This window comes from Ensifer sp. 22460, from assembly GCF_052044935.1.
In the GTDB taxonomy this organism is placed as follows: domain Bacteria; phylum Pseudomonadota; class Alphaproteobacteria; order Rhizobiales; family Rhizobiaceae; genus Ensifer.
Map to the genome: position 1 here is coordinate 15,184 of NZ_JBQENZ010000039.1, position 25,087 is coordinate 40,270.

Consider the following 25,087-nt stretch of genomic DNA (forward strand, 5'->3'; position numbering starts at 1 on the left):
TTCGACCCTGAGCATTTTTGTATCAATGTGGTCGCATGCCGTTGGCGAAGCCGCACTCGCCTACGCATGTACCGACCGCGACCGTGGTACGCCTACGTTCCCGAATTTGCATAGGCGCACGGGGGACGTATCAGAATGGAATTCACGCGTATATCCACCAACTGGTGCTATTTTGAGCACCAAAATCGGGAATCGAGCAGTGCGTTCAACAATCAATCTCGACGACGCTCTCGTGGAAAGGGCTAAGTCCCTGACCGGTACGAAAGAAACCGCCGCTCTGGTCCGCCAAGCGTTGGAGACGCTTGTTCGGGTGGAATCGGGAAAACGCCTCATAGCGCTCGGGAGAACCATGCCGGATGCGGAAGCGGCTCCGCGCCGCAGGAGCGTCGCTGCCAAGTGATACTGGCCGACACTTCAATCTGGATTGAACATTTCCGACATGCCGATGCAGAGCTGCGTAGGATAATTGACGACGATCGTCTCCTCTGCCATCCCGCCGTAATATAAGATCTCGCACTTGGCAGCGATCGCAGGAGCATGATTGCATTCCTAGCCGCTCAGCGCGAAGCATTCGTCGCAACGCACGACGAAGTCATGTTGATGATTGATCGCCACGCCATTGTTAGCATGGGCATAGGCTACACGGATGCCCATTTGCTGGCCTCGGTCCTCCTCGATCAGCGCGCGGTTTTGTGGACCAGAGACAAGCGTTTGCGGGCAGCGGCCGAAAGGGCGGGTGCATCACTGCACACCCCTACCCAAAAACCGGCGTGATGCACTTCGGTTAGGATCTCCCTAAAAGGAACATCCGGCTGGTTCTCGCCGCCTAGAGCCGTCTCGTCCTTGACGCGCTGGGCGCGATGAGGGAGGTGAAGAAGCGCCCCATCCTGACCTCCCACTTCGCCAAGGAAAATCAGGAAAGGGCGTGGAAACTTGCCATATGCCGCCCCCGTCGGACTGGCGTGATTGCGGCAAGGAGGGGACGTCGCCCCGCCCGTGCGCGAGGCCTGCTCGCTCCAGCGTCTGATCGCGCCGCGGCCGTTGAATGGAAATCGCTACGAAACCCAACGGCAGACTTTAGTCCTCCGCGCCTGAGCATCATCTAAATTTACAGAATCACCACAGGACGGTGGTCGTCGAGCGAGTTTTCAGTGCCTGTTAATGAGTAACTTGGGAAGCTGCCGACATCAATTCCTCAGGATTCGGTGCCCTGAACGTATTGAGGCCAGCCTCCAGAACTTCAGTGAAGCTCCAGCGTACGATGCCCCCTCGGTCGATCAGGAACTGACCGACAAGCTGCCCCTGGCTGGAAGCCATCGCCTGCTCATCGGCTTCCGTAATCTCATATCCTTCCTTCTTGTTGAGAAACTCGTCCATTGCCATGACATCCATAGGCTCGGGCAACTCGCCCGGGAGATGGACCCGTATCGCCATGACCGTGCCCATCCCGACCTCGCGCAAGCCGAAAGCACGGTGCGAGGCCCGCTCCGGGTCGGATGCGGTGAGAAGATCGGGCGCCGGGTGGTAACGGAAATAGAGCCGCGCCCGCTCGACCGGCGTAATGACGACCGCTAGGCATTCGACGCCACTCTCACGCAGAGCCGGCTTAAGTTGCGCCATCGCCGCGACATGGCGCCGGCAGAACGGACAGTGTAGGCCGCGAAACATACCGATCAACAACGGGCTACGGCCTCGAAAATCATCGAGCGCGATCTGGCCGTCGCGCGATATCGCATCGAGCACTATATTCGGGGCCTGGTCGCCCGGCTGCAGCGGGCGGTCGACACTACTCGTGGACATGGACTACCTCCTCGCCCCGGATCAGTCAGGAAAAGGCAGCACATCCAGCTTCGGCGTCCTATACTGGGGACGCAAAACTTCCTGCGCCAGAGCAAAAATAGCGTTTGGCCTTTGCCATATTGTCGAAGGTCGTGATTACGCGCTGCAAGCCCATCATAACACGAAGAAAGCATCCGCGGATCGCCCGCTAGCCGTCTCGCGCGCCGCGTCATCTCATCCGTGCCATGGGACGATACAACGGCGAGACTGACTTGAATCTTCCACATACGCACGCCCTAGAGCGGTGTTCAACGTCTTGAAACTTGGGCGGTCCGATGTGACCGGACACGAAATGTGGTGAATAACTCCAGACAAGCCACGCCCGAGACCAAGGTCGTCAACGGGGGTCGGATCGCCACACTCGCAATGTCGGACGATGGCGCGGCCTGCATGTTCCGATCGGAAGGCAGAAAACCACCCGCAACATGCCGCCCAGTCGGGGATGTCGACTCTTATCCCTCGCCTTGAAGGGATACGAACTTGCGGCCGATCAGTTCGAAGAGGTTGCCCTCCCGCAAATGAGCGATCACAACGACTGTTCGCGTTCCAGAACCGCATCAAGGGATTACTCATAATCCCCCTGAATGGCGCAGAGCTGGTTTAGCGCCTGGCTTGTCAATGGAGTCGCAGTTTCCGTGCTTGGAGGAAACATGAGACCGGAAACTTTCGTGAACGCCTAACACCGGCGCACGCGTGGCTCGTTCATTGCTAGCGCGCTATCAACGCAAGGCCGATAGCAATCGGGCCGACCCTCATGTCCCGATCTGAGGCACGAGGTCGTGGGATGAGCGCATCGACACAACTCGTTAAACCAGAACGGTAAGGCTCTCCGCAGACCGGCTGCTCACTCTTGCCATCGTCCCGTCTGCCCCTAGATTGCCAGAGCATGAATACGCATCGAGTATCAGGCGTTTCACGCGCGAACGAGGTTTCAGCACAAACAGGCCCTCAGCGATTGCCGCCAACGGTCGTCAACGAAGTCGACCGCCTGCTTGCCGGACGAACGCGCGACATCCGTCTGAATGCGGAACTTGCTCGCCTCTTCCGGATACGGTCGTGGCCACAGACGTCGAAGATCATTCGCGCCTGGATGGTCTGGGTGGTCGTCCTCGATGTCCTGACGCTGGTTGTCAACACAGCCTTGCTCCCGTCTGAAGCCGTTATGAGGATGCTCCTGCCGGCATCGATCCTACCACCTGCAGCAATCGTCACGGCGGTCGTTTTCCTGAAGCCGCGTGGGCTGTTGATGGAGGCCATAGCACTTCACCTTGGCGTCTTCCTCATCCTACTTTCGGTCGCGCTGGTCGGCGTCAACTCGGGCGGCGAGTACTATGAACGACACTTGACGATCATGCTTTTTGTGGCCGTGACTGCGATCATCATATTCCCCGTGCTGCTCGAGTGGTCGATGGCAATCGCCGCTTACGCGCTCGGTCTCTATCTGGTCTTTCAGATTCAAAACCCGGATATCGCCGCCGAGAATGCGCTGGCAGGTGCTCTTTTTTTCGCAAGCGGGGTGGTTGCGACCGTCGTTGCGCGCCGCACCGCAGGCATCCTGGCGCACAAGTCTTTCCTCCTCGAACTGCGCGATCGGTCTCGCCTTGCCGATCTGACGGACGCCAACTCACGCCTTGAACTGCTTGCACGAACTGACCCGCTCACCGGCATCGCAAATCGGCGCTGGATGATGGAAACGCTCAATCGTGTGTGGAGCAACGGGATCGCGCAAACTCGGGGTGCTGCGATACTCATGTGCGATATCGACCACTTCAAGCAGCTCAATGACAGTCTCGGACACTCGGAAGGCGACCGGTGTCTGGTCAAGGTCGCCGGCATCATCCAGAGCAGCATGCGGGACGAACGCGATCAGGTCGCGCGGTATGGCGGCGAAGAATTTCTCGTCCTCCTGCAGGACGCCAATGAGGAGGACGGCGTATCGGTTGCCGAACGTATAAGACGGCGCGTCGAGGCTGCGTCCTTGCCGAACCCGAGATCGAACGTGGGTGCCTGTGTCACGGTTAGCATTGGACTGGCCGTATTGGAACACGGCAGCGACGCGGGTTCTTCAGAGGCGTTGCAGCGGCAAGCGGACGAAGCGCTGTATGAGGCAAAGAAAAGAGGACGCAACCAAGTGGCCCTCTACGCGCCGTCCGAAGCGGACTCAATTTGAGCGCTTGGAAGCTCTTGCCCGTTCTCGCGCGGGAGCTTGGGAAGCGTTATGTCCTACAGGCAGGTAGCGAATATACTCGCCAAGTTTCTTGCTGTTGAGCCAACCGAGACGCATGTGACCGTGCGCAAGCGTACCATGAGGGTCGGCGAGCGGATCGACGACCAGGTTGCAAATGAAGAACGGCTTGCGACAAGGAAGATGGAGGAGCGGCATCAACTCGAAATGCCGCTTCCTGGCGGTCGACGCAAAGAGTTCGTCATCGGCCGACACGGCCCATGTTCGTAGCGCGGAACAATTCAGCGCGAAGCTTCGAGCTTGTTGTGGCCCCGATGCGGTCGCGGTGGTAAGGGCGATGCCGGCGGCCGCTATTTCGTCATCGCCAAGACCGGAAGATGGTCAATTTTCTGCCGGTGCATCTGCAAAATAGGCTGCAACATCGTCGATATCTGCCTCAGAGAGGTTCTTGGCGGCGCTGTTCATCAGGTGACTGAACCTGCTCCCTCCCCGCTTGTTTTCCCGAAACAGGCGCAATTGTATCGCGATGTAAGGCGCGGGCTGGCCCGTCAAATTCGGAAAGACCGGGTTGCGATTGCCTTTAGCGTGGCAACCCACACACGCGGTATCTTGTCGCCGGAGCGACCGGTCCGAGCAACCAGTTCGCCGCGACGAGCTCGGTCACCTTCAACTCCCGTCGCAGCTTTGCGAGGCAGCATCGCGAAATAGCGAGCAAGCACAGGCAGGTACTCCGGCTCCGCGGTCTGCGCAGCAAGCCGCATGACACCGCTCGACCGGCGGCCATCGAGATAGGCGCGCAGGCTCTCCAGGAGGTAGACCTCACTTTGTCCGGCAAGGATCGGCGTCAGGGGACTACGGCCCTTGCCATCTACGCCGTGGCAGCGGCCGCATTCCGCCAATGCCTCTTCGAACCCGGCTGCCTGTGCCCGGAGCGAAGGATTGTCGCCATACGCGAGCATGCGGTAGGCCGCCGGTTCCATCGCGGGAAGGTTACGCAAAAACGCGACCATGGCCCAGACCTCGTCATCACGCGCCCGAGTCGGCCAGGCCGGCATGCCGGTAAAACGAACGCCATGCTTTACGATGCGGAATAGTTCTGCATCCTGCCATGTGATGTCAAAGACCTATCGGCTGGTCAAAATCGCACAGGAAACAATCGAGGCTCTCGGCGGATACTCGACTTCCGTAAGTTTGGGGCTAGGCGATCCCGTGCGCGGTTGAGGCGCCATGGAGGGATCGCTTTCATCGGAGCTGCCAGCCATCATTCTTTTCCTGTCGCCAACGTCCTTTTAGATCGGGCTTGACTGGGAATGTTCCTCAACAGGCCGCAATTCTGCGCCAGTTTCTCGGAATATGCGTTCCATCCGGCAGCAGCCGCTATCGTTAGAACTGTCGCTCCAAATGATTGTTAACCGGTTATCGCGAAACAGCCGCATGCCATCTCTCCTCTCGAAGACTGCTTCCTCGTCGACCTACCTTCCGTCTTAACCTTGCGGAGCCAAGCTCGTTCTGATCCCGGCCTCAGCAAACCGCGTCAACTGCATTTGAGTTGCGTCTTCGGTGTAAAGGACATGAACGGCCAGGCCGCCTTCCGTGCGCCTCCGCGCTTCCTCATAGGCCTCTTCGAAGCCAACCGGAACCGCGTCAGTCGGAACGGAGGGATCGTCCTGCGTCAACACATAGAATGTGGAGTTTCTAACATCCGGAATCATCGGCGTTCTCCTTTCGCACCACCAACAGCGGGAGAGCTGGATAGTTCCTCGGCATTGTTCCGGCGATTTGTGAACGTCTTGCGCGTTTTTCCCGCTCCCCAACTACCCGCCCTCCGCGCTTCGGTTCGTCCAGTCAATGGAACGGCCGAGCATCAACAAGAGGAGCTGTGCCCAACGCCCGGCTCCAAACCCGACGTCACGGCGAAGAATCCGGCCTTTATTCCGCCGGTTTCTTCATACTCTTTTAAGGAATACATTCCTTTTGCGGAGAGCTGACCATGGCGACCGGCGCATCCCAACGTTTGCACGACGGGGTTGCTGCCGTCGAGACGATGACGCGGTTTGCCGTAGCGGTTCTTGCCCTTGCCTCAGGCGTCTACACATACCTCGGTGTACGCAGCATCCTAGATGGCTCGCCGACTGCGGTGTTCTTTGCTGCGGTCATCTACTCGGCTTCTGTCTCGGTCGGAATCTACGCCTTTTGGTCCTATATGGCCCGCTTCTATCCGCATATCACCACCCATACGGGCCGCGCCTCCATGCTCGGCGTCATGGCGCTTGGCGCCGCCATGATCGTGGCTATGTCTAGCTGGCTGAATGCGGCGGCGCTCGCGGGTTCTGCCGCGCTCGAGCAGCATCTTGCAGAAACCGTTGAAGACTATACGGCAGACCTTGACCAGGCCCACCAGAACGCGCTGGCCGCCCAAAGCCTTTTGCCCGACATCCAGCGCGCATCCGAACGGTTTGCTCAGCTTGCTCAATCTGAACGGCAATCGGGCGCCCTCACCGGCACGACAGGTTCAGGAAGCGTCGTGCAGTTGCTGTCTCAAATGTCAGCACAGATGATAGATCTCGAAAGCGGGATCAACGCCTCACGCGAACAGGTGACGACCTTGTTCAATCAAGGACAAAAGCGGCTGGAGGCCATGCGCACCCTGGTCTCGGCGCCCGGTGCAATCGAGCCGCGCGCCGATCAATTCTCCTCGGAAGTCGTAGCGCTCACAGGCGTCATAGCCTCGCTCGGGCAGACGTCCATCGCACCTTCGATCCGTCGCGCGGCCGACGATCTTTCTCTCGGCTTTATTGCTCCGGTTGCTGACGGAGGTGATGCGGACCTTGTCGACCGTCAGGACAGAGTAATGGCAACCGTGCGCGCTTCAGTGGCGGCTCAGTCGAAAGTGCTTTCTGAGGCTGCCGACGAGATCCTTGCGCGCACACCGGTTAAGGAACACCGGTTCGTGCCATTGTCATCTGCAGAAGCGGTGTTGCGTTACGCCGCCGACTTCATTCCCGCCTGGGCCGGCGCCATCTCCATCGATCTCCTCCCCGGCGTCTTGGTCTTCATTCTGGCCGTCGTCCATGGCGCAATCCGCAAACAGGAGGAAAGCATGCCGTTTGCGGAGCGCATCACGGCAGCCGAACTCTTGCAGGCTTTGGAAGTGCGGCATGCCTTAACGAAGAACGGGGTAAACCTCGAACAGGCCGTTGCGGAGCCGGAACCGGAGAAGGGGCCGGAGGAACCAAACAACATCACCAGTCTCGATCCACGAACACGTCCGAAGGATCGATCGAATGAGGATCGATGAACCGATCAGGATGCTGAGCCGCCTGGACGATGGCGCCTTAATGCGGGGGGCCTTCCTGCTGCTATTGGCGTTGACGGCGATCTTTCTCCTTATCGATGTTCGCGAAATCGCAACGAAGAGACAGCTGCCAACCTTCGATCCATCCCACCCGCTGCCTTTCTTGCCACCTGCCGGAACCAAGGCGGATCCGGACAGGCCTACGGCAAATCCGGCAAGCCCAATCGAAGATCTAGCCAAGCCCATGACGTTCGATCTGGGCCCAGGGGGCTCCTTGCTTGCTGAAGGAACGCTCGACCCAGGAGCAGCCTTGCGATTTGCCCGTGAGGTCGAACAACGCGGCGAATATATCAAAACCGTAGAGCTCAACTCGCCGGGGGGCTCGGTAGACGACGCATTGGCGATCTCCCGGCTGATCCGAGAAAAGCGGCTGAACACCAAAGTGGCATCGAGAGCACTGTGCGCATCCTCATGTCCGATTATCCTGTCAGGCGGAGTCGAGCGCCTTGCGGAATCCGATGCGGTCGTCGGCGTGCATCAGCTCTTCGGCGGTAGCAATGATCGGCCGACGCCAGAGGAAGCCATGTCGGCAGCCCAGTCTGCGACTGCCCGGATCGCGCGCCATCTCGACGCGATGGGTATTTCTGCCGGCCTCTGGTTCCACGCTTTGGAAACCCCTCCGGATCATCTCTATTATTTGACGGCGCAGGAAATGGCCGATTTTCGGCTCACGACAAAGGCCGCGGCTCGCGCCAAGAAAAAGACCTAGGTCGACGCAAGCGATCCAAGAGGGCGTTCGTCCAAGCTCCGCCAGCAACGACGGGTTCTCTCGTCCGATCTTTGGAGGCCAAAGTGGCTCTCAAAAACACCAGGTTTCGGCGCGCCTGGTGCGGCTCAGGAGCGCGATGGTGGAACAACGGTCATCCTCCTCGGTTGAATGGAACCAGAGGAGGACCAGGCCATGACGGATCAGACACATGATGAAAGTGTTGGCCAAGCATCGCAGTTAGCCGACACGCCAAGTGACGAGAGTGAACGTGCGACATCAGGCAGCGCTGACGTCCGATCCTACCATCCTACTCGAGAGGCGCAGCTAGAGGCTTTGCGAACAGACGTGATCCGGCTTCGCACGGAACTCGCAGCCATCGCGGCCGGAACCTCGAGGCTGGCCGTGCTTGAGGCGAACGTCGTCGTCCAAGCGGTAGAAAACAAGATCAGACGCCACATCGTTCCGGCAATCGTTGTGGCTGGCGTCGTGGGATACCTCTGGACCGCGCTCGCGCGGCCTCGCTGAGCCCTTGGGGTCCGACCGCACTGGCCACGACGTTTTCGTCGCATCCACTTCGCGTGGCACGGGTTAGAAAGGAAAAGCGAGAGGAACTTTTCGATGGTCCTGAAGTCTACCGATCGTCAAATCGCCGTCAGCATTTGTGCGATCGCGGTGATCGCACTTTGCCTCAACCGGTCAAGCGGGCGAACTCTGCACGCCAGGCAGGACGACCCTCTCTATTTGAGTGAAGATACAGACCAAAGCCGCGGCCGTAGCGCCGAGGTTCCCGAGGACATCCCTCCAAAGGGACTTTATGACGTGCTTTGGCGTGTCGTACACGAAGTGTCCGGTGACCGGGTCGCGTTCGTCGCGGCTGGGGTCACGTTTTATCTGATTCTTGCGCTGTTTCCAGCATTGGGTGCGATCGTGGCCCTTTACGGACTGCTCGCCGATCCCGTCGATATTGCGGAGCACTTGAGAACGCTCGCTTACGTCCTCCCCCCGGGGGCCTTCGACATTCTCGCCACCCAGGTTCGCGCACTCGTGCAGATGCGTGACGCGACCTTGAGTCTTGCTTTCTTCATCGGCTTCGCCATTGCCCTTTGGAGTGCACGAAACGGTACGCTCGCGCTGTTCGACGCAATGAATGTTGCGTACCAGGAAGTCGAAAAGCGAGGATTTATCAGACTCAACCTCATTGCCATCGTCTTTACGCTTTGCGCCATGATTGCTCTCATCATAATGATAGTCATCACCGCCGCGCTACCCACATTCCTTCGAGTTGCGTTCCTTGATCCAACGAACGAAACCGTGGTCCTCCTGGCGGGCTGGTCCCTTGTGGTCGTCGCCGCATTGACGGGAGCGGCGGTGGTGTATCGTGTCGGCCCCAGTCGCGAGCCGGCGAAACTCCGCTGGTTAACGTGGGGATCGGTCTTCGCAACGTCCGCGTGGATTGTGATGTCTCTGATCTATGCCTGGTATCTCAACAATCTCGCTGACTACACTGCCAGTTACGGTGCGTTGGCAGGCCTTGTCGGGTTCCTCATATGGCTCTGGTTTTCCGTGATCCTGCTGATCGTGGGTGCAGAACTTAATGCTGAACTTGAGCATCAAACCGCAAAGGACTCGACTACCGGCAGGCCGCTTCCCATCGGCCTTCGTGGAGCCCATATGGCCGACACTATCGGCAAAGCGGCAAGATGATGGCGTGCGCTGCGGATGGCTCCGTCCTTCGAACTTCGGGAACGAGTCCTGAGGCTCGGGACGGTGGACGGGCCGTGGGTTTGCAAAAACGACGCGAGTGGCCCACATTTGCCCAGGCTTCATCCGTCGCCCCGCGGAAAACGTTGCCTGCATCCACATGCCGTTGCCACCCCGATATGGACAAACGGCAATCGTGTGCTCGCTGAAAAGCCGAGCCCCGAAATGCTTGCCGAAGATGATACACGTTGCACCCATCTAGCAGCGGACGGCGTAGCAGCGCTGCGTCGGGAGACATTTCATCCCTGCCATGGCCCGTCGCTTCGACCGGCCATTCGCGACCTCCTCGGCGCCGAGGCGGACGCACGCGACATTCCCGCCGTGATCGGCATCCTCCGGCACTCCCTTCCGGCGCTATCCGTCCGGGATCAGTTTCGCGACACGGGCGTTCCAACGTTTCTGATCAACGGCCGGCTGGGAGGTCGCTTCCAGCCGGTGCGCGACCTTGCATTGCGCCTGCTACCAAGTCTCGAGGTCGTCGATCTGCCAGGCGGACTCGCAATCAACGTAGAGCGCGCCGACCTCTTCGTATCCTCAGCGATGGCATTTCTCGAACGCCATGCCAATGGATCATAACTGAGCTGCAGTCCCACGTGCGAACGCTCCAGACACGCTCTGCCACTGCGTAGCCCCCGGTAGGGCTGGATGCAAAGCGCTGGTTACGCCACTATGAAATTGTAGCGGCCGAATTTTCCGTCGCTCGTCGTTCTGATGTCGAGCACCAGGTCAGCATTGAATATGCGGTCACGCTCATTGTCCGGCTCATCGGCAAAATACAGCTGCGTCGTCAGCACCTTCCCGCCAGGCCTTTGGACTTTCACGTGGTAATGCCGGGTGCGACCAGGATAGGTCCCTGGCACGATCGTCTCGAACCACCATTTGCCTTCTGCATCTGTGAATTGATGTCCGCGGAGCTTGTATCCGCTATTGTCATAGGTGCCGGTCTCATCGGCGTGCCATAACTCGATCAACGCTTTTGCTACGGGCTGGCAGTCCTTGGTTAGTACGTAACCAGCAAGCGTCATCCTTTCACCGCCCGGTGCATCGCTCGCGAAGTCCTTTTTTTCAGGGCTCTCCGGCGTAAAATACGGGCCTTCGGTCTGTGCCGGCGTCAGCTCGTAGTCATCACCGCAACTGGCCGTAAGCGGCAGCTCCAGGGGAGTGCCGGCTGCATGGCCTAGTCTCGGCAGCACAATCGGCGTGGCGACGAAGCTGATAAGGAAATGTCGCCGGGTCGGCATGGCGTTGTATCTCCAAACATGGAAGCCAAGATCGTTGCGGCTCCATTGGGCAGAAGTGGGGCGGATATTACCAGAATTCGCGACCGACAACTTCATCAGTCGAGGGCAACCTGGGGCCAAGCGATGAACCACCATCCCCATGTCCGTTGCTTCGTGCCGAGGTCTGTCGCCGGGTCGACGTGGATACGGTTCGATACCACCCCGTTATCTTCAATCAGAGGGAGCCTGCTTCCGCGCCGTCTGGAGAAGACGCGCCGCAAGTCAGCCCAGCGCGTGGCTTGCCAGCCCGTATAGGTTCGGTCCAGGTACTACGACCGCTGCGCATTGGCCCCGCCGGGACATTGCGAGCACTGTGTCGAAGACGGTCAGGCCGGATTGCGAGAGGGATGTTGCGAAAGTGCCGGTCTCGACTGGTGTGTCGAGCCGCAAAAAATGACCCTCGTGGGTGGAGACATGTTGCCGGATCACTGCGACGGCGTCCGCATCAGTTTCTGCCACGACCGGGCCAATGACATGCCCCCTGCCGAAAGGACGGCAAAGTGCGAAAGCGCACAGCCGACCGCCGCGAACCAAGCCGTAGCCTATGGATTGTGCAAAGAGCTTGCCGATCAGCGTCGCCCTCGAAACACCGAATGCCCCTGCATCCAGCTCAACGACCGCGGCGAGGTCCTCCCCTTCTAGTCGCCGGACTACCGGCTGCTCCGTTGGCGTAACAGAGTCGGTCGGCCGGCGGGCAATGCCCTGGCATTGGTATATGGTCCGTATAGGCTCAAAACCGAGCGAATGGTAGAGGCGGCGGGAGGCCCTCGTCGCATTGAGCCTCAGATCGCGTCCCTGGCAATCCGAAAGCACGTGGTCCATGAGCCAACGCCCAGCGCCGTTTGTCTGCAGCCGCGGCGACGTAATCACCATGCCTATGGTCGCGAAATCATCACCGTGCGGAAACCACATGGCCGAACCTGTAAGCCTGCCGATTTCATCAAGCGCCACATAGCCGCGGCCGACCTCGCGCAGGAATTGCAAGTCCTCGGCGCGAAGCGGCCAACCGACGGAAACCGACAGGGCGTGCAGTTGCCCGAGATCGGCGCTCTCGATGCCGGCTATGCGCATTTCGAAACTGTCGATGACCTTGGATTCAGATGTCGGTGCGTCCACTCCTTGCCTCCCGTCCCTGCCGTCGTCTTGCTCTCGCCCGATTTCCAACTGGCCCGCGGCGAAAACTTTTATCCCTTAGACTAGAACGGTGCGCTCGATACAATTCACTTGAGAGGCCACCTGTCGCACAACAATCCTCCAAATCCGACGCGCTTTCGGCATGTAAAGCCTGGATAGGCTTCTAAAGTACGGGTCATGATCGACGGCGCCGACCCCAGCGAACCGGGATGCTGTGAGGACAAGTATGCAGGCAGTGGATATCCTCGAAAAGCTCGTCGGCTTCCCCTCCGTCGTCAGTACCCCCAATACTGACATCGTTGCCTGGATCCGCGGCTATCTGCAAAGCCACGGCATCGCCGTCACCCTGCTTCCCGGCCCGGAGGGCGATCGGTCTAACCTGTTCGCCACGATCGGTCCGAAAGAGGTGCCGGGCTATCTTCTTTCGGGTCACATGGACGTCGTTCCGGCGGCCGAAAGCGGCTGGACCGGCGATCCCTTCCATCTGCGTCAAGAGGCGGGCCGACTCTACGGGCGGGGCGCCACCGACATGAAGGGTTTCTTGGCCGCCGCCCTCGCCGTCGCGCCAAAGCTCGCCGAGATGCACTTGCGCCGGCCCATCCACTTCGCCTTCTCCTATGACGAGGAGGCAGGTTGCCGTGGTGCACCGCATATGATCGCGCGCCTGCCGGAACTCTGCGCAACGCCGCTCGGCGCGATCATTGGCGAGCCGAGCAGCTTGCGCGCGATCCGTGCCCACAAGGGCAAGGCCGCCGCCAGACTCACGGTCAAGGGTCGTTCGGGCCATTCTTCTAGGCCCGACATGGGACTGAATGCCATCCATGCCATTGCGAGCGTCTTCGCACGGGCGGTCGCCGAAGCCGACCGACTGGCCCGTGGTCCTTTCGAGCATGTTTTCGAGCCGCCGTACTCCTCTCTGCAGATCGGCACGGTGAAGGGCGGCCAGGCGGTCAACATCGTCCCAGACACCTGCGAGGCCGAATTCGAGGCACGGGCGATTTCCGGCGTCGATCCGGCGGAACTGCTGAGCCCCGTGCGACGGACCGCAGAAAAGCTGAGGGAACGTGGCTTCGCCGTCGAATGGCAAGAGCTCAGCGCCTATCCGGCACTTTCGCTCGGCCCCGATGCGCCGCTTGCGCGGCTGCTGGAAGAACTGACCGGTCTCGAGTCTCTCCCGGCCGTGAGCTACGGCACCGAGGCGGGACTTTTCCAACGAGCTGGCATCGACGCGATCATTTGCGGTCCCGGCGACATCGGCCGCGCCCACAAGCCCGACGAATTCATCCTCGTCGACGAGCTCTTGGCCTGCCAGGCGATGATCGAGCGGCTCGGCGAATGTTGCCGCGCCTGAGGCATCAAGAAGGAGACGCGCGATGACGTTCCTCTTCAATTCCGACGCAAAACGCGGTGCGATTTTCGCCAAAGCTTTTTCGCGTGAGCTTGCGGACGTTCCCTTCGCCACGGATGCGGCGGCGGTCGATCCGGATGCGGTGCGCTACCTGATCACCTGGACGGTTCCCGAAGATCTCTCGCGCTATCGCAACCTTGAAATCCTTTTCTCGATCGGCGCCGGCGTCGACCAGTTCCGCATCGAGGCCGTGCCGCCGCATGTGAAGGTCGTGCGCATGATCGAGGACGGCATCGTCCGGATGATGCAGGAATATGTGACACTTGCCGTGCTCGCGCTCCATCGCAACCTGCCGGCCTATCTGGCCCAGCAGCGCAGCGAACATTGGCGGGCCATTTCACCGGTCCAGGCTTCGGAACGCCGCATCGGCGTGCTCGGCCTCGGCATGCTCGGCACCGCGGTGCTCGAACGATTGAAGCCCTTCGGCTTTCCGCTATCCGGCTGGAGCCGCAGCGCGCGCCAACTCGAGGGTGTCAGATGCCTGCACGGTACTGACGGTCTCGACAGTCTGTTGGGCTATACCGACATCCTCATCTGTCTACTGCCTTTAACCGACGAGACGCGCGGCTTTCTCAATGCCGCCCTCTTCGCCAAGCTCCCGGCCGGCGCGGCACTTGTTCATGTCGGCCGCGGGCCGCAGCTCGATCATGAAGCGTTGATCGGGGCGCTCGATAGCGGCCATCTCTCTGGTGCTGTCATCGACGTCACCGATCCCGAACCGCTGCTAACGGGTCATCCCTTCTGGAGTCACCCGAAAATCCTGCTGACGCCGCACATAGCAAGCGTCACCCAACCCGAAACAGCCGCCGAGGCCGTGATCGAGAACATCAAGCGTCATCGGGCCGGACTTGATCCCAGCGGCCTCATCGATCGCGGCCGCGGCTATTAAGCTCTCAATCCTAGGAAAGGAAAATCATGTCCCTCTTGAAGAACATCGACACCAATCCCTCTTTCCCGCCGCGCGAGTCCGGTCCCCTTCCGGAACGCCTGATCTCCGGCAGTCCCTCCTTTAGGACCTGGGCTCAAGACGTCGCACGGGGCGAGATGATCCATACAGGCGTCTGGGAGGCAACCCCCGGAGAGACGCGCTCGATTAAGGGCGAGACATTCGAATTCTGCCATATCCTCTCCGGTGTCGTCGAACTCACGCCGGAAGGTGGCGGGCCGGTCGTCTACAAAGCCGGTGACAGCTTTGTCATGAAGCCGGGGTTTGTCGGTGTCTGGAAGACGATCGAGACCGTACGCAAGATCTACGTGACGGTCATGTAGTGCCCGCCGCGCGGTCCGATCGAGGCCCTTGATACAGGCCTATCGGCCACGGATCGCGCTCGAACTGGTTTCGGCGAAAACTTGCTGGCAACTGGCATCCTCGCCCACCACGGCACGCTCGCGGCTTTCAGGCGTGTCGTCTCTTCTCCAGCCTGTCAATCGCTTTCTGGTGCCCCTGTCGGATTGCCCGCGCATCGCCGATACGTCACCGACCGGCCCATCTCAGCCTCCGAAGATTTCGCTGTTCCGTCACCGAAAACGTAATTTTCCACCGTCGCCGCATCGCCACTCGATGCATGCTGCTCGGGTTCTTCCGGTAGCCTCGCATGAGCTTATCCGAGGACCCGCTATGACTCTCAGCTTTGACCCCGACACTCTTCCCCTGCCCGTCGGGCACTTCATCGGCGACCGGCTGATCCCTGCCGAGGGCGTTATCGACATGCATCGTCCCTCCGACGGCAAGGCCTATGCCGGCTGCCCTCTTGCAGACGAAACTCTCGTCGACCGCGCCGTCGAAACCGCCAAGAATGCGCTGAAGACGAGCAACTGGGGCGGCGTGCGTCCGCGCGAGCGCACAGTCGTGCTGCAGCGCTGGGCCGACCTGATCGAAAGGGAGGCGGAAACCCTCGCCAAGCTCGAGGCGCTTTCCTCGACCCGCCCGGTCGGACACCTCATCGCCGGCGATATCGCCGTCAGCGCCGAGCAGATCCGCTTTTTTGCGGAATTCGCCGACAAGGAAGGCAGCGACCTCGTGCCGACTGACGACAACAATCTCGGCCTGATCATGACCGAGCCCTATGGCGTCGTCGGCGCCATCACACCGTGGAATTTCCCCGTTTCGATGGCCGCCTGGAAGCTCGGCCCTGCGCTTGCCGCCGGCAACGCCGTCGTCTTGAAGCCCTCCGAAATGACGCCGTTTTCGACCGTCTACCTTGCCGAGCTTGCAATCCGCGCTGGCCTGCCGGCCGGCCTCATTAATATCGTGCTGGGCGACGGTCCGGTGACCGGCACTGCCCTCACCGGCCATTCAGACATCGCCAAGGTAAGCTTCACCGGCTCGACCGGCGCCGGTTCGGCCATCATGGCCAATATCGCCCGCACCGGGGTCAAGCCCATGACGCTTGAACTCGGCGGGAAGAGCCCGCAACTCGTCTTCGCCGATGCCGATCTCACCAAGGCGGCGGCAGCGATCGCCCAGAGCATGATGTCTAACGCTGGCCAAGCCTGCATCGCCGGCTCCCGCCTGATCGTGGAGGAAAGCGTTGCTGCGCCGCTGGCCGAGGCGATCGTCACGCGCATGAAGGCTGCGAAGCCGGGTCCGACCTGGGATGAGGCGAGCGAGTACTCGCCGATCATCTCGAAGCGCCAGTTGAACCGCATCCACGGCATCGTCGAGGCTGCGGTTGGAGCGGGCGGCGAATGCCTGTTCGGGGGCGCCCCAATGGATGCGCCGGGCTATTTCTATCAGCCAACGTTGATGGCCGTGCGCGACAGTTCCTCGCCAGCGATTACCGAAGAAATCTTCGGTCCGGTCCTGACCATGCAGACCTTCGCCGACGAAGAGGAGGCACTGGCTCTCGCCGACCACCCGACCTACGGCCTGGCCGCTGGCCTCTTCACCCGCGACCTGTCTCGCGCGCTACGGCTGACGCGACTGCTGCAGGCCGGCACGATTTGGGTCAACCGCTATAGCCGCTCGCGCGACCACATCCTGCCGACCGGCGGCTACAAGCGCTCTGGCGTCGGCAAGGACCTCGGACGCGAGGCGTACCAGGCCAACCGCAAGAGCAAGAGCGTTCTCATCTGTCTGTAGGAGCCCTCCATGAAATCCTATTCGATCGCACTCATTCCCGGCGACGGCATTGGCCAGGACGTAACGGATGCCGCCTGGCAGGTCCTTTCGACTGTCGCCAGGCATTCCGGCTTCTCGCTGACCGGCACGCCCTTTCCCTGGTCCTGCGCCTTTTACAAGGAAACGGGCGCGATGATGCCGACGGACGGCATCGACATCTTGCGCCGCTTCGATGCAATCCTGCTCGGCGCCGTCGGGTGGCCCGCGGAAGTGCCAGATTCCGTCTCACTGCACGGCTTGCTGCTGCCGATCCGCAAGGCTTTCGTGCAATATGCCAATATCCGCCCGCACCGGCTTTTGCCGGGTGTCCAAGGTCCGTTGAAGGCGGAAAATTTTGACATCCTCTGCATCCGCGAGAATACCGAAGGCGAATATTCCGGCGCCGGCGGCCGCGTGCATCAGGGAACGGGCGATGAGGTCGCGGTCGAGACCTCGATTTTCACGCGCACGGGCGTCGAACGGATCCTGCGCTTCGGCTTTGAGCAGGCCCGCCAACGCCGCGGTAAACTCGCTTCGGTGACCAAATCCAACGCCCAGAGACACTCCATGGTGTTCTGGGACGAGATTACGCGAGAGCTCGCTGCGGAATACGCCGATGTCGAGGTGACGAGCTACCACATCGATGCCATGGCCGCCCGCATGGTGATGGCGCCCGAGAGCCTCGACGTCGTGGTCGCCTCGAACCTCTTCGGCGACATCCTGACTGATCTCGGTGCCGCCATTCAGGGCGGGCTCGGCTTTGCGGCTTCCGCCAACATCAACCCCGATCGAAGCGCCCCGTCGATGTTCGAGCCGGTACACGGCTCCGCACCCGACATCGCCCATCTCGGGATCGCCAACCCCGTCGCCGCCATATGGTCCGGCGCGATGATGCTGGACCACCTCGGAGAAAGTGAAGCCGCGCGCATTGTCATGACCGCGCTCGAAGAAACGACCGCCCGCGGGATCGGCACCGTGCCGGGCAAAGACAAAACCGAAACGATTAAGGCAGCGGTGCTTGCCGAGCTCAACTGATCTTTAGAGGAGAGAAATCATGAAGTTGAACGATAGAGAACTTTTCCGGCAAGAGGGCCTCATCGACGGAGCCTGGCTGGCCGCAGCCTCGGGCAAGACCGTCGACGTTTTCGACCCCGCTAGCCGGACGCGCCTCGGCACCATTCCGGACATGGGCGAAGAGGAAACGCGCGCCGCCATCGAAGCCGCCAATGCCGCCTTCGGATCGTGGAAGAAGAAGACGCATGCCGAACGGGCCGCATTACTTGAGCGCTGGTATGCGCTGGTAATCGAAAACCTCGAGGACTTGGCTCTGCTCTTGACGATGGAACAGGGCAAGCCGCTCGACGAGGCGCGCGTCGAGATCCGATACGGCGCTTCGTTCGTCAAATGGTTCGCCGAGGAGGCTCGGCGCATCGGCGGCCACACCATTCCCTCTCCGACGGCCGATCGGCGCATCGTCGTTCTGAAAGAGGCGGTCGGCGTCTGCGCAATCGTGACGCCGTGGAACTTCCCGAACGCAATGATTACCCGCAAAGTGGCACCTGCCTTGGCGGCCGGCTGCACGGTGGTGATCAAGCCCTCGGAGTTCACGCCCTTTTCAGCGCTCGCCCTCGGAGTTCTGGCAGAGCGCGCCGGCATTCCCGCAGGCGTGATCAACATCGTCACCGGCATGCCGACCGCAATCGGCAACGAGTTCATGGCGAACGAAACCGTGCGCAAGATCTCCTTTACGGGCTCGACACGCGTCGGCTCTCTGTTGATGAGGGGCGCGGCCGACAGCGTCAAGCGCCTCTCACTCGAACTCGGCGGCAATGCCCCCTTCATCGTCTTCGACGACGCCGATCTTGATTTGGCGGTCGAGGGCGCGATCGTGTCCAAGTTCCGCAATGGCGGCCAGACCTGCGTCTGTGCGAACCGCATCCTGGTGCAGTCCGGCGTCTATGACGCCTTTGCAGAAAAGCTCGGCGCACGCGTTAACGCAATGAAGGTCGGCCCCGGTACGGAACCCGGCATCGCGATCGGACCGATGATCAATGACGCGGCGATCGACAAGATCGACCGCCATGTCGAGGACGCGCTTGCCAAGGGCGCGAAGCTTGTGGCGCGCGGCAGGTCGCTGCCGGAGGGGAGGCAATATAAGGCCCCGATCGTGCTCACGGGCGCCACCACCGAGATGCTGCTTGCCAGCGAAGAGACCTTCGGTCCCGTCGCACCGCTCTTTCGCTTCGAGACGGAGCAGGAGGCAATCGCCATCGCCAACGGCACGCCCTTCGGCTTGGCTGCCTATTTCTACACTGAGAGCCTGAAACGCTCGTGGCGCGCGGCGGAAGCGCTCGAATTCGGCATGGTCGGTCTCAACACCGGCGCCATCTCCACCGAAGTCGCCCCCTTCGGCGGCGTCAAGCAATCCGGCCTGGGCCGCGAGGGCGCCCAGGTCGGCATCGAGGAATATCTCGAGATGAAGAGCTTCCACATCGGCGGACTGGATTAATGCATGTTGCCCAAAAGTGTGCCCCGGCTTTTGGAACAACGACATGCATAAACAAGGGATCTGCAGCGCGTCGCGTGATTCGATTGAACGCGACGCGCTGTAGGTTGGTCACGACGACTTTGGGTCGAATTGAACCGAAACCTAAAACGTGATCGGTTCCAGGTGTAGAGCGGGATGCGCGCGGGAAGCCGCCCGTGTTTCTTCATCCCGCTCTCAAGCGCGAGAGGCGCTTCAGCTCTTTCGCAAAACCGCTGCGCGGTTGACGCGACGCGCTAGGCTAGATCATCCAAACAAAGAAGGGCGCGGATCTGTCCGATCCGCGCCCTTCTTCCTACCACCGCGTTGTCTACTGGATCCTGTCCAGCATATTGTAGTACATGCCGACGAGCGGCAGGAACCAGGGCTTGCCGAAATGTCCCGGCACGGCCGGCCATTCGAGCCCCTTCAGCGGGTTGCGATCCGGCCGGTCGAGAATCGCGTCCGCCATAATCATGCCGAGATGCGTCGAAAGCTGCGCCCCGTGGCCGGAATAGCCCATGGCGTACCAAACGCCGTCTTGATAGCCGGCGCGGGGGAATCGGTCCTTGGTCATGTCGACAAGACCGCCCCAGCAATAGTCGATCTCGACATTGGCAAGCTGCGGGAAGATCTCGGCAAGGCTTGCTTTGAGGATCGCGCCGCTCTTGGCGTCCGAATTCTGATCGGAGGTTGCCGAGAAACGTGCGCGGCCGCCGAAAATCAGCCGGTTGTCGGGCGAGAGTCTGAAATAATTGCCGATGTTCATCGACGTGACGCAGGTGCGGTTGCCCGGCATTGTCGCCGCGATTTCCGCCACTGTCAGCGATCGGGTGGCGATGATGAAGCTGCCGACGGCGATGATTCGGCGGCGGAAGTAACCGAAGATCGAAGGCGTGTAGGCGCCAGTGGCGACAAGAACCGCATCCGCGGTGACGCTGCCGAGGGAGGTCTTCAATGTATGCCGGCCGCCCGCCTGCCGATGCTCGGTGACCGCCGTGCTCTCGAAAACCACGGCGCCATGGCGCGTGGCCGCTTCGGCGAGGCCGACGACATACCGCCCCATATGCATCATCGCGCTCTTCTTCGAGAGCATTGCCCCGAAGAAGGGCGAGCCGACCTCCTGCTTCAGATCCTCGGCGCTGAGAAGCGCCGTATCGGGATCGACCTCAGCGTTGACCGCCTCGAAGTTGCGGGCGATCGCCTCGAAATGCTGGGGCTTCGAGGCAAGCTTCACTTTGCCGGCGCGGCGGAAGTTGCAGTCGATACCTTCTTCGGTGATCAGTGCCTCGATCGCGTCGACTGAATCGTCGAACGCCTTGTAGAGCGCAATCGCCCGCTCCCTGCCGAGTTCCGCCTTGGCGGCGAGATAGCTATGGGCGAGCCCGTTGTTCAAGTGTCCGCCATTGCGGCCGGAGGCGCCCCAGCCGACCTTCTCGGCCTCCAGCACGACGACCTTCGCCCCGGCCCTGGCGAGCTGCCGGGCCGCACTGAGGCCGGTGAAGCCGCCGCCTATCACGGCGACGTCGTAATGGCCATCGACCGGGCCTTGCGCAGCTCCGGCAAAGGCCGGGGTCGTATCATGCCAGTAGGACAGGAACTTCATGGCGCACCGCCTTTTCTAAAGACCGACGACGCCCGGCAGGCCGGAGATGTCGGCGATCTCGACATAGCCGTAGTAGGGATTGGCCGGCTCGTGACCGCGATTGACCCAGACTTTGTTCTTGATGCCGAGGTCGTGCGCCGACATCAGGTCGTAGCGGAACGAGGACGAGCAGTGAAGAATGTCCTGCGGACCACAGCCGAGCATATCGAGCATGTATTCGAAGCCCTTAAAGCGCGGTTTGTAGGACTGCGCCTGCTCGGCGGTGTAGACCGCATGGAAGGGTGCACCAAGCTTTTCGACATTCGACATGATCTGCGAATTCATGGCATTCGACAGGATCACCAGTGGGATCTCCTTGGCGACCTTGGCAAGCCCCGCCGGCACGTCCGCATGCGGCCCCCACGTCGGCACGCGCTCGTAGACCATCTTCGCAGCTTCCTCGCGGAATTTAATGCCGTTGCGCTTGCAGGTCCGTTCCAGCGAATTGTGCACCACCTCGGCATAGGGCTTCCAGGCGCCCAGGATTTCGTCCAGGCGATAGGCCGCGAAATTCTTGATGAATTCCGCCATGCGCGGTTCGTCGAGTTGTTCGCTGTAAAGGTCGCGCGCGGCTTCTGCCATCTGGAAGTTCGTCAGCGTGCCGTAGCAGTCGAAGGTGATGTATTTCGGACGGAAGGTCGTCATGTGCGTATCCTTGAAAGAAGACGGGACCAGGTATTCTGTAAGGATCATAGGCGCTGCGCCTCCCATCGCCTCGCCTGATTTGGCGGCGTTCGAAGCAGAATCTATCGTATCGAGCGCCGGCTTTGGCAGAAGGTTGTGTGGCCTGCTGGTGGTCAGCGGCGTCTTCCGCCCCGGCGCCCTCCCAGCGCTCTTCCCTGCCAGCATAAGATGCGGCGACCGGTAGGTGCAAAGCTATAAGATACCGCGCGAGCCCAAGCCTTCAGACGATCTGCCGGCCGGCACTCCTTCAGACTTGCGGGCAGAAAATGAAGGAAATGCCATGCAGACAAGTCAGATCGGTATTGCCGCCTTCGGGCCTGAGCATCTTGAAGCCGCCGTCAAGCTCTCCCGGCAGGCCGGCTGGCCACATCGCTTTGAAGATTGGCAGATGGCGCTGACCCTGAGCGAAGGCGTCGTCGCGATAGAGGGCGACCGGGTCGTCGGCACTGTGCTCGTCACCCCTTACAGGTCGGGCTGTGCGACGATCAACATGGTCATCGTCGACGAGGCGATGCGCGGCCGCGGCCTCGGTCGCAAGCTGATGGACGCCGCGTTGCGGCTAGCGGCCGATCGTCCGCTCAGACTCGTGGCAACGACTGAGGGCCTGCCGCTATACGAAAGGCTCGGCTTCCGCGAGACGGGTCGCGTGTTGCAGCATCAGGGCATCGTCGGAGCAATCGCCGAGCCTGGGCAAACGGAACAGGCGACCGCGGCCGACATCGAAGCGATCGTCGCGCTCGACCGCCTCGCCTTCGGCGCCGACCGTGAAGGGATGATTGCCTATCTCGGGAAGGTCGGCAACTTCGCGGTGATCCGCCGGGACGGGCGCGTTTGCGGGTTCGGCGCCATCCGCCCCTTTGGCCGCGGCGAGGCCATCGGGCCCGTCGTCGCCGAAGATCTCGAAGACGCCAAGGCGCTCGTGGCCCACTTCATGTCCACGCGAACCGGCCGGTTCATCAGGCTCGATACCACTGCCGATACCGGCCTTTCTCTCTGGCTTGCCGAGCAAGGACTCGCCCATGTTGGCGGGGGTATCGCCATGATGAAGCCCCCGATCCACCGCGCCGCCGACCCGGCCGCTACCACCTTCGCCCTCGCCAATCAGGCGCTCGGCTGATCCGGAGATCATCATGTACAGCAATTCCCTCATCGAACTCGATCGCGCCCACCTCATCCATCCGGTCGCCTCCTATCGCGGCCATGAAAAACTCGGCGTGCGCGTACTCGCCTCGGCAAAAGGCGCGACGGTCACCGACGCTTCGGGCAAGCAACTGATCGACGGCTTTGCCGGCCTTTGGTGCGTCAATGCCGGCTATGGCCACGAATCAATCGTCGAAGCGGCCGCCCGGCAGATGCGCGAGCTTCCCTATGCGACGGCCTATTTTGGGCTTGGCTCCGAGCCCGCGATCCGCCTCGCCTCGGAACTCGCCGAGCGCGCGCCGGGAGATCTCAACCACGTCTATTTCACGCTCGGCGGCTCCGACGCCGTCGACAGCACGATCCGCTTCATCCGCTATTATTGGAATGCCCGCGGCGAACCGCAACGCGATCGGTTCATTTCGGTAGAGCAAGGCTATCACGGCTCATCGACGGTCGGCGCCGGCCTAACGGCGCTGCCGGCCTTCCACGCCGGCTTCGGCGTTCCCTTCGACTGGCAACACAAAATTCCGTCTCACTATGCCTACCGCAATCCGGTGGGAGAGAACCCGCAGGCGATCATCGAGGCGTCGCTGGCTGCTCTCCGGCGCAAGGTCGGGGAAATCGGCCCCGAGCGTGTTGCCGCCTTCTATGCAGAGCCGATCCAGGGTTCGGGCGGCGTGCTGGTGCCACCCAAGGGCTGGATGAAGGCGATGCGCGAACTCTGCCGTGAGCTCGGCATCCTCTTCGTTGCAGACGAGGTGATCACTGGCTTCGGTCGCACCGGACCGCTCTTTGCCTCAACCGAGGACGAGATCGTGCCGGACTTCATCACCACGGCCAAAGGTCTCACCTCCGGCTATGTGCCGATGGGGGCCGTGTTCATGGCCGATCACGTCTATCAGACGATTGCCGACGGCGCCGGTGCTTCCGCCGTCGGCCACGGTTACACCTATTCGGCGCATCCGGTCAGCGCCGCTGTCGGCCTCGAAGTGCTGAGGCTCTACGAGAACGGCCTTTTGGAAAACGGCGTCACGGCCGGTGCACGGCTGATGGAAGGTCTCAAAAGCCTGAGGGACCATCCCCTTGTCGGTGACGTGCGCGGTCGCGGCATGCTTGCCGCCGTCGAGCTCGTCGTCGACAAGTCAAGGAAGACCCCTTTGCCGGCGACCGCGGAACCGGCGCGCCGCATCTTCGACCGGGCCTGGGAAAACGGCCTCGTCATCCGCGCCTTCGCCAATGGCGTGCTCGGCTATGCGCCGCCGCTCTGCTGCACTGCGGCGGAGATCGACGCGATTGTCGAGCGCACCCGCCAAACATTGGACGAGACCTTGGAAGACCCGGATGTTCGCCAGGCTTTGAGGGCCTGATGGACGACTGACGCGATATATCGCGGAACCGCCATATTCGAAATTTTGTGCCGCGCCACGGCGCCCTTTCGGAGACTCCGGCGCGGCACACCTGCCAAACTCAAATCAAGGAAGGGGCCGGATCCCAACATATGCGGCCTTTCCAGCAAGAGCGGGGAAAACATCCCGCCGACGGGAACAGAATATTCTTCTTCATGAAGTCGGCGTTCCGACCTGGGACGCGAAAAAACTGGGGAATCGATGTGCACAAGAGCCTGCCCGAATTCAAATACATGACCTTCGACGTCGTCGGCACGCTGATCGACTTCGAGGGCGGCCTCAAGGATTGCCTCGCCGGCATCGCCGCCGAGGCCAGTGTCGCCATCGATGGCGAGGAGGCGCTGAGCCTCTACCGCGCGGCGCGCTACTCCAAGGACGCCGACCTCTTCCCGGACGATCTGGTGCGTGTCTATCTTGAAATCGCGCCGAAGCTCGGCCTTCCGACTGAGCGGAAATATGGCGAGCGTCTCAGGGACTCCGCCGGGAACTGGAGGGCGTTCGAAGACAGCACGGAAGCGCTGGCGCGCCTTGCGAAGAATTACCGGCTTGTCGCTATGACCAATGCGCGCCGCTGGGCCTTCGATTTCTTCGCCAAAGAACTGGGTGATCCCTTCTACGCCGCCTTCACCGCAGACGATACCAGTACCGAAAAACCTGACCCCGCCTTCTTTCAGAGGGTTTTCGACTTCATCGGCTCGGAAGGCAATTCGAAGGACGACGTCCTGCACGTCGCCCAGAGCCAGTACCACGACATCGGCATTTCGCGGAAGCTTGGGCTGACCAATTGCTGGATCGAGCGGCGCCACGCGCAGAAAGGTTACGGCGGCACCATAGAGCCGGCCGAGTTCACCGAGCCCGACTACCACTTCACCTCCATGGCCGACCTTGCCGATGCCGTGGCCGTCGCACGTAGCTGA

23 protein-coding genes and 1 pseudogene are annotated in these 25,087 nt (G+C 61.1%); 17 read left to right on the forward strand and 7 right to left on the reverse strand.

Features of this window, described 5'->3' with window-relative positions; all coding sequences use genetic code 11:
• The first annotated feature begins 199 nt into the window (after positions 1–199).
• Positions 200–400, forward strand: coding sequence for a type II toxin-antitoxin system VapB family antitoxin (locus ACTJKM_RS32595; protein WP_058328645.1), 201 nt, complete (start codon positions 200–202; stop codon positions 398–400).
• Positions 397–774, forward strand: a pseudogene (locus tag ACTJKM_RS32600) (type II toxin-antitoxin system VapC family toxin). Before ACTJKM_RS32595 ends, ACTJKM_RS32600 begins: the two are co-directional and overlap by 4 nt.
• 384 nt (positions 775–1,158) lie before the next feature.
• Here the strand turns inward: ACTJKM_RS32600 and ACTJKM_RS32605 are convergent.
• A complete protein-coding gene (locus ACTJKM_RS32605) occupies positions 1,159–1,800 on the reverse strand; it encodes a peroxiredoxin-like family protein (RefSeq protein ID WP_058328644.1) in 642 nt (213 codons plus the stop codon).
• Positions 1,801–2,725: 925 nt separating this feature from the next.
• On the opposite strand from ACTJKM_RS32605, the gene ACTJKM_RS32610 reads away from it, so the two are divergent.
• Positions 2,726–4,009: a GGDEF domain-containing protein gene (locus ACTJKM_RS32610; RefSeq protein WP_156436958.1), complete on the forward strand. Its 1,284-nt coding sequence runs from the start codon at positions 2,726–2,728 to the stop codon at positions 4,007–4,009.
• Positions 4,010–4,057: 48 nt separating this feature from the next.
• Positions 4,058–4,294, forward strand: a complete 237-nt coding sequence (locus ACTJKM_RS32615; RefSeq protein WP_058328642.1) for a hypothetical protein — start codon at positions 4,058–4,060, stop codon at positions 4,292–4,294.
• 111 nt (positions 4,295–4,405) lie between these two features.
• Here ACTJKM_RS32615 and ACTJKM_RS32620 read toward each other — a convergent pair whose 3' ends face one another.
• Together ACTJKM_RS32620 and ACTJKM_RS32625 are read right to left on the reverse strand one after the other, a co-directional pair.
• The gene (locus ACTJKM_RS32620) at positions 4,406–4,621 is read right to left on the reverse strand and encodes a c-type cytochrome (RefSeq protein ID WP_082663645.1); all 216 of its coding nucleotides are present in this window, start codon (positions 4,619–4,621) and stop codon (positions 4,406–4,408) included.
• Positions 4,573–5,139 (reverse strand): c-type cytochrome, encoded by a 567-nt coding sequence (locus tag ACTJKM_RS32625; RefSeq protein ID WP_082663644.1) that lies wholly within the window; start codon positions 5,137–5,139, stop codon positions 4,573–4,575. Before ACTJKM_RS32625 ends, ACTJKM_RS32620 begins: the two co-directional genes overlap by 49 nt.
• Positions 5,140–6,014: 875 nt before the next feature.
• On the opposite strand from ACTJKM_RS32625, the gene ACTJKM_RS32630 reads away from it, so the two are divergent.
• The 4 genes from ACTJKM_RS32630 to ACTJKM_RS32645 all read left to right on the forward strand — a co-directional run bounded on the left by ACTJKM_RS32630 (position 6,015) and on the right by ACTJKM_RS32645 (position 10,425).
• Positions 6,015–7,322: a hypothetical protein gene (locus tag ACTJKM_RS32630; protein WP_058328639.1), complete on the forward strand. Its 1,308-nt coding sequence runs from the start codon at positions 6,015–6,017 to the stop codon at positions 7,320–7,322.
• Positions 7,309–8,088: a hypothetical protein gene (locus tag ACTJKM_RS32635; RefSeq protein ID WP_058328638.1), complete on the forward strand. Its 780-nt coding sequence runs from the start codon at positions 7,309–7,311 to the stop codon at positions 8,086–8,088. Before ACTJKM_RS32630 ends, ACTJKM_RS32635 begins: the two co-directional genes overlap by 14 nt.
• Before the next feature lie 618 nt (positions 8,089–8,706).
• Positions 8,707–9,792 (forward strand): YihY/virulence factor BrkB family protein, encoded by a 1,086-nt coding sequence (locus tag ACTJKM_RS32640; protein ID WP_058328636.1) that lies wholly within the window; start codon positions 8,707–8,709, stop codon positions 9,790–9,792.
• Between the two features lie 222 nt (positions 9,793–10,014).
• Positions 10,015–10,425 carry a hypothetical protein gene (locus tag ACTJKM_RS32645; protein WP_058328635.1) on the forward strand — a complete coding sequence of 137 codons (411 nt, stop codon included), beginning with the start codon at positions 10,015–10,017 and terminating at the stop codon, positions 10,423–10,425.
• Positions 10,426–10,508: 83 nt separating this feature from the next.
• On the opposite strand, the gene ACTJKM_RS32650 is transcribed toward ACTJKM_RS32645, so the two are convergent.
• Together ACTJKM_RS32650 and ACTJKM_RS32655 are read right to left on the reverse strand one after the other, a co-directional pair.
• Entirely contained in the window at positions 10,509–11,186 is a 678-nt protein-coding gene (locus ACTJKM_RS32650; protein ID WP_348627363.1) for a dioxygenase family protein, read from the reverse strand.
• A 165-nt stretch (positions 11,187–11,351) separates the two neighbouring features.
• A complete protein-coding gene (locus ACTJKM_RS32655; RefSeq protein WP_058328662.1) occupies positions 11,352–12,245 on the reverse strand; it encodes a GNAT family N-acetyltransferase in 894 nt (297 codons plus the stop codon).
• Positions 12,246–12,489: 244 nt separating this feature from the next.
• On the opposite strand from ACTJKM_RS32655, the gene argE reads away from it, so the two are divergent.
• From argE to ACTJKM_RS32685, 6 genes are all read left to right on the forward strand, one after another.
• Entirely contained in the window at positions 12,490–13,614 is a 1,125-nt protein-coding gene (gene argE / locus ACTJKM_RS32660; RefSeq protein WP_058328633.1) for an acetylornithine deacetylase, read from the forward strand.
• 22 nt (positions 13,615–13,636) lie between these two features.
• On the forward strand, positions 13,637–14,560 hold the full coding sequence (locus tag ACTJKM_RS32665; RefSeq protein WP_058328632.1) for a 2-hydroxyacid dehydrogenase: 924 nt from the start codon (positions 13,637–13,639) through the stop codon (positions 14,558–14,560).
• 26 nt (positions 14,561–14,586) lie between these two features.
• Entirely contained in the window at positions 14,587–14,940 is a 354-nt protein-coding gene (locus ACTJKM_RS32670; protein WP_058328631.1) for a cupin domain-containing protein, read from the forward strand.
• Between the two features lie 349 nt (positions 14,941–15,289).
• The gene (locus ACTJKM_RS32675; protein WP_058328630.1) at positions 15,290–16,753 is read left to right on the forward strand and encodes an aldehyde dehydrogenase family protein; all 1,464 of its coding nucleotides are present in this window, start codon (positions 15,290–15,292) and stop codon (positions 16,751–16,753) included.
• Positions 16,754–16,762: 9 nt separating this feature from the next.
• Entirely contained in the window at positions 16,763–17,806 is a 1,044-nt protein-coding gene (locus ACTJKM_RS32680; RefSeq protein ID WP_058328629.1) for a tartrate dehydrogenase, read from the forward strand.
• Between the two features lie 19 nt (positions 17,807–17,825).
• Positions 17,826–19,280: an NAD-dependent succinate-semialdehyde dehydrogenase gene (locus ACTJKM_RS32685; protein ID WP_113514200.1), complete on the forward strand. Its 1,455-nt coding sequence runs from the start codon at positions 17,826–17,828 to the stop codon at positions 19,278–19,280.
• Between the two features lie 346 nt (positions 19,281–19,626).
• Here ACTJKM_RS32685 and ACTJKM_RS32690 read toward each other — a convergent pair whose 3' ends face one another.
• Positions 19,627–20,901 (reverse strand): NAD(P)/FAD-dependent oxidoreductase, encoded by a 1,275-nt coding sequence (locus tag ACTJKM_RS32690; RefSeq protein ID WP_113514198.1) that lies wholly within the window; start codon positions 20,899–20,901, stop codon positions 19,627–19,629.
• A 15-nt stretch (positions 20,902–20,916) separates the two neighbouring features.
• Entirely contained in the window at positions 20,917–21,585 is a 669-nt protein-coding gene (locus ACTJKM_RS32695; protein ID WP_058328661.1) for a haloacid dehalogenase type II, read from the reverse strand.
• Between the two features lie 319 nt (positions 21,586–21,904).
• Here ACTJKM_RS32695 and ACTJKM_RS32700 point away from each other — a divergent pair, with 319 nt between their 5' ends.
• The 3 genes from ACTJKM_RS32700 (at position 21,905) to ACTJKM_RS32710 (ending at position 25,087) form a co-directional block, all read left to right on the forward strand.
• Positions 21,905–22,741, forward strand: a complete 837-nt coding sequence (locus ACTJKM_RS32700; RefSeq protein WP_058328626.1) for a GNAT family N-acetyltransferase — start codon at positions 21,905–21,907, stop codon at positions 22,739–22,741.
• Between the two features lie 13 nt (positions 22,742–22,754).
• Complete coding sequence (locus tag ACTJKM_RS32705) at positions 22,755–24,131, forward strand: aspartate aminotransferase family protein (RefSeq protein ID WP_058328625.1); 1,377 nt, start codon at positions 22,755–22,757, stop codon at positions 24,129–24,131.
• Positions 24,132–24,373: 242 nt separating this feature from the next.
• Positions 24,374–25,087, forward strand: a complete 714-nt coding sequence (locus ACTJKM_RS32710) for an HAD-IA family hydrolase (protein WP_058328660.1) — start codon at positions 24,374–24,376, stop codon at positions 25,085–25,087.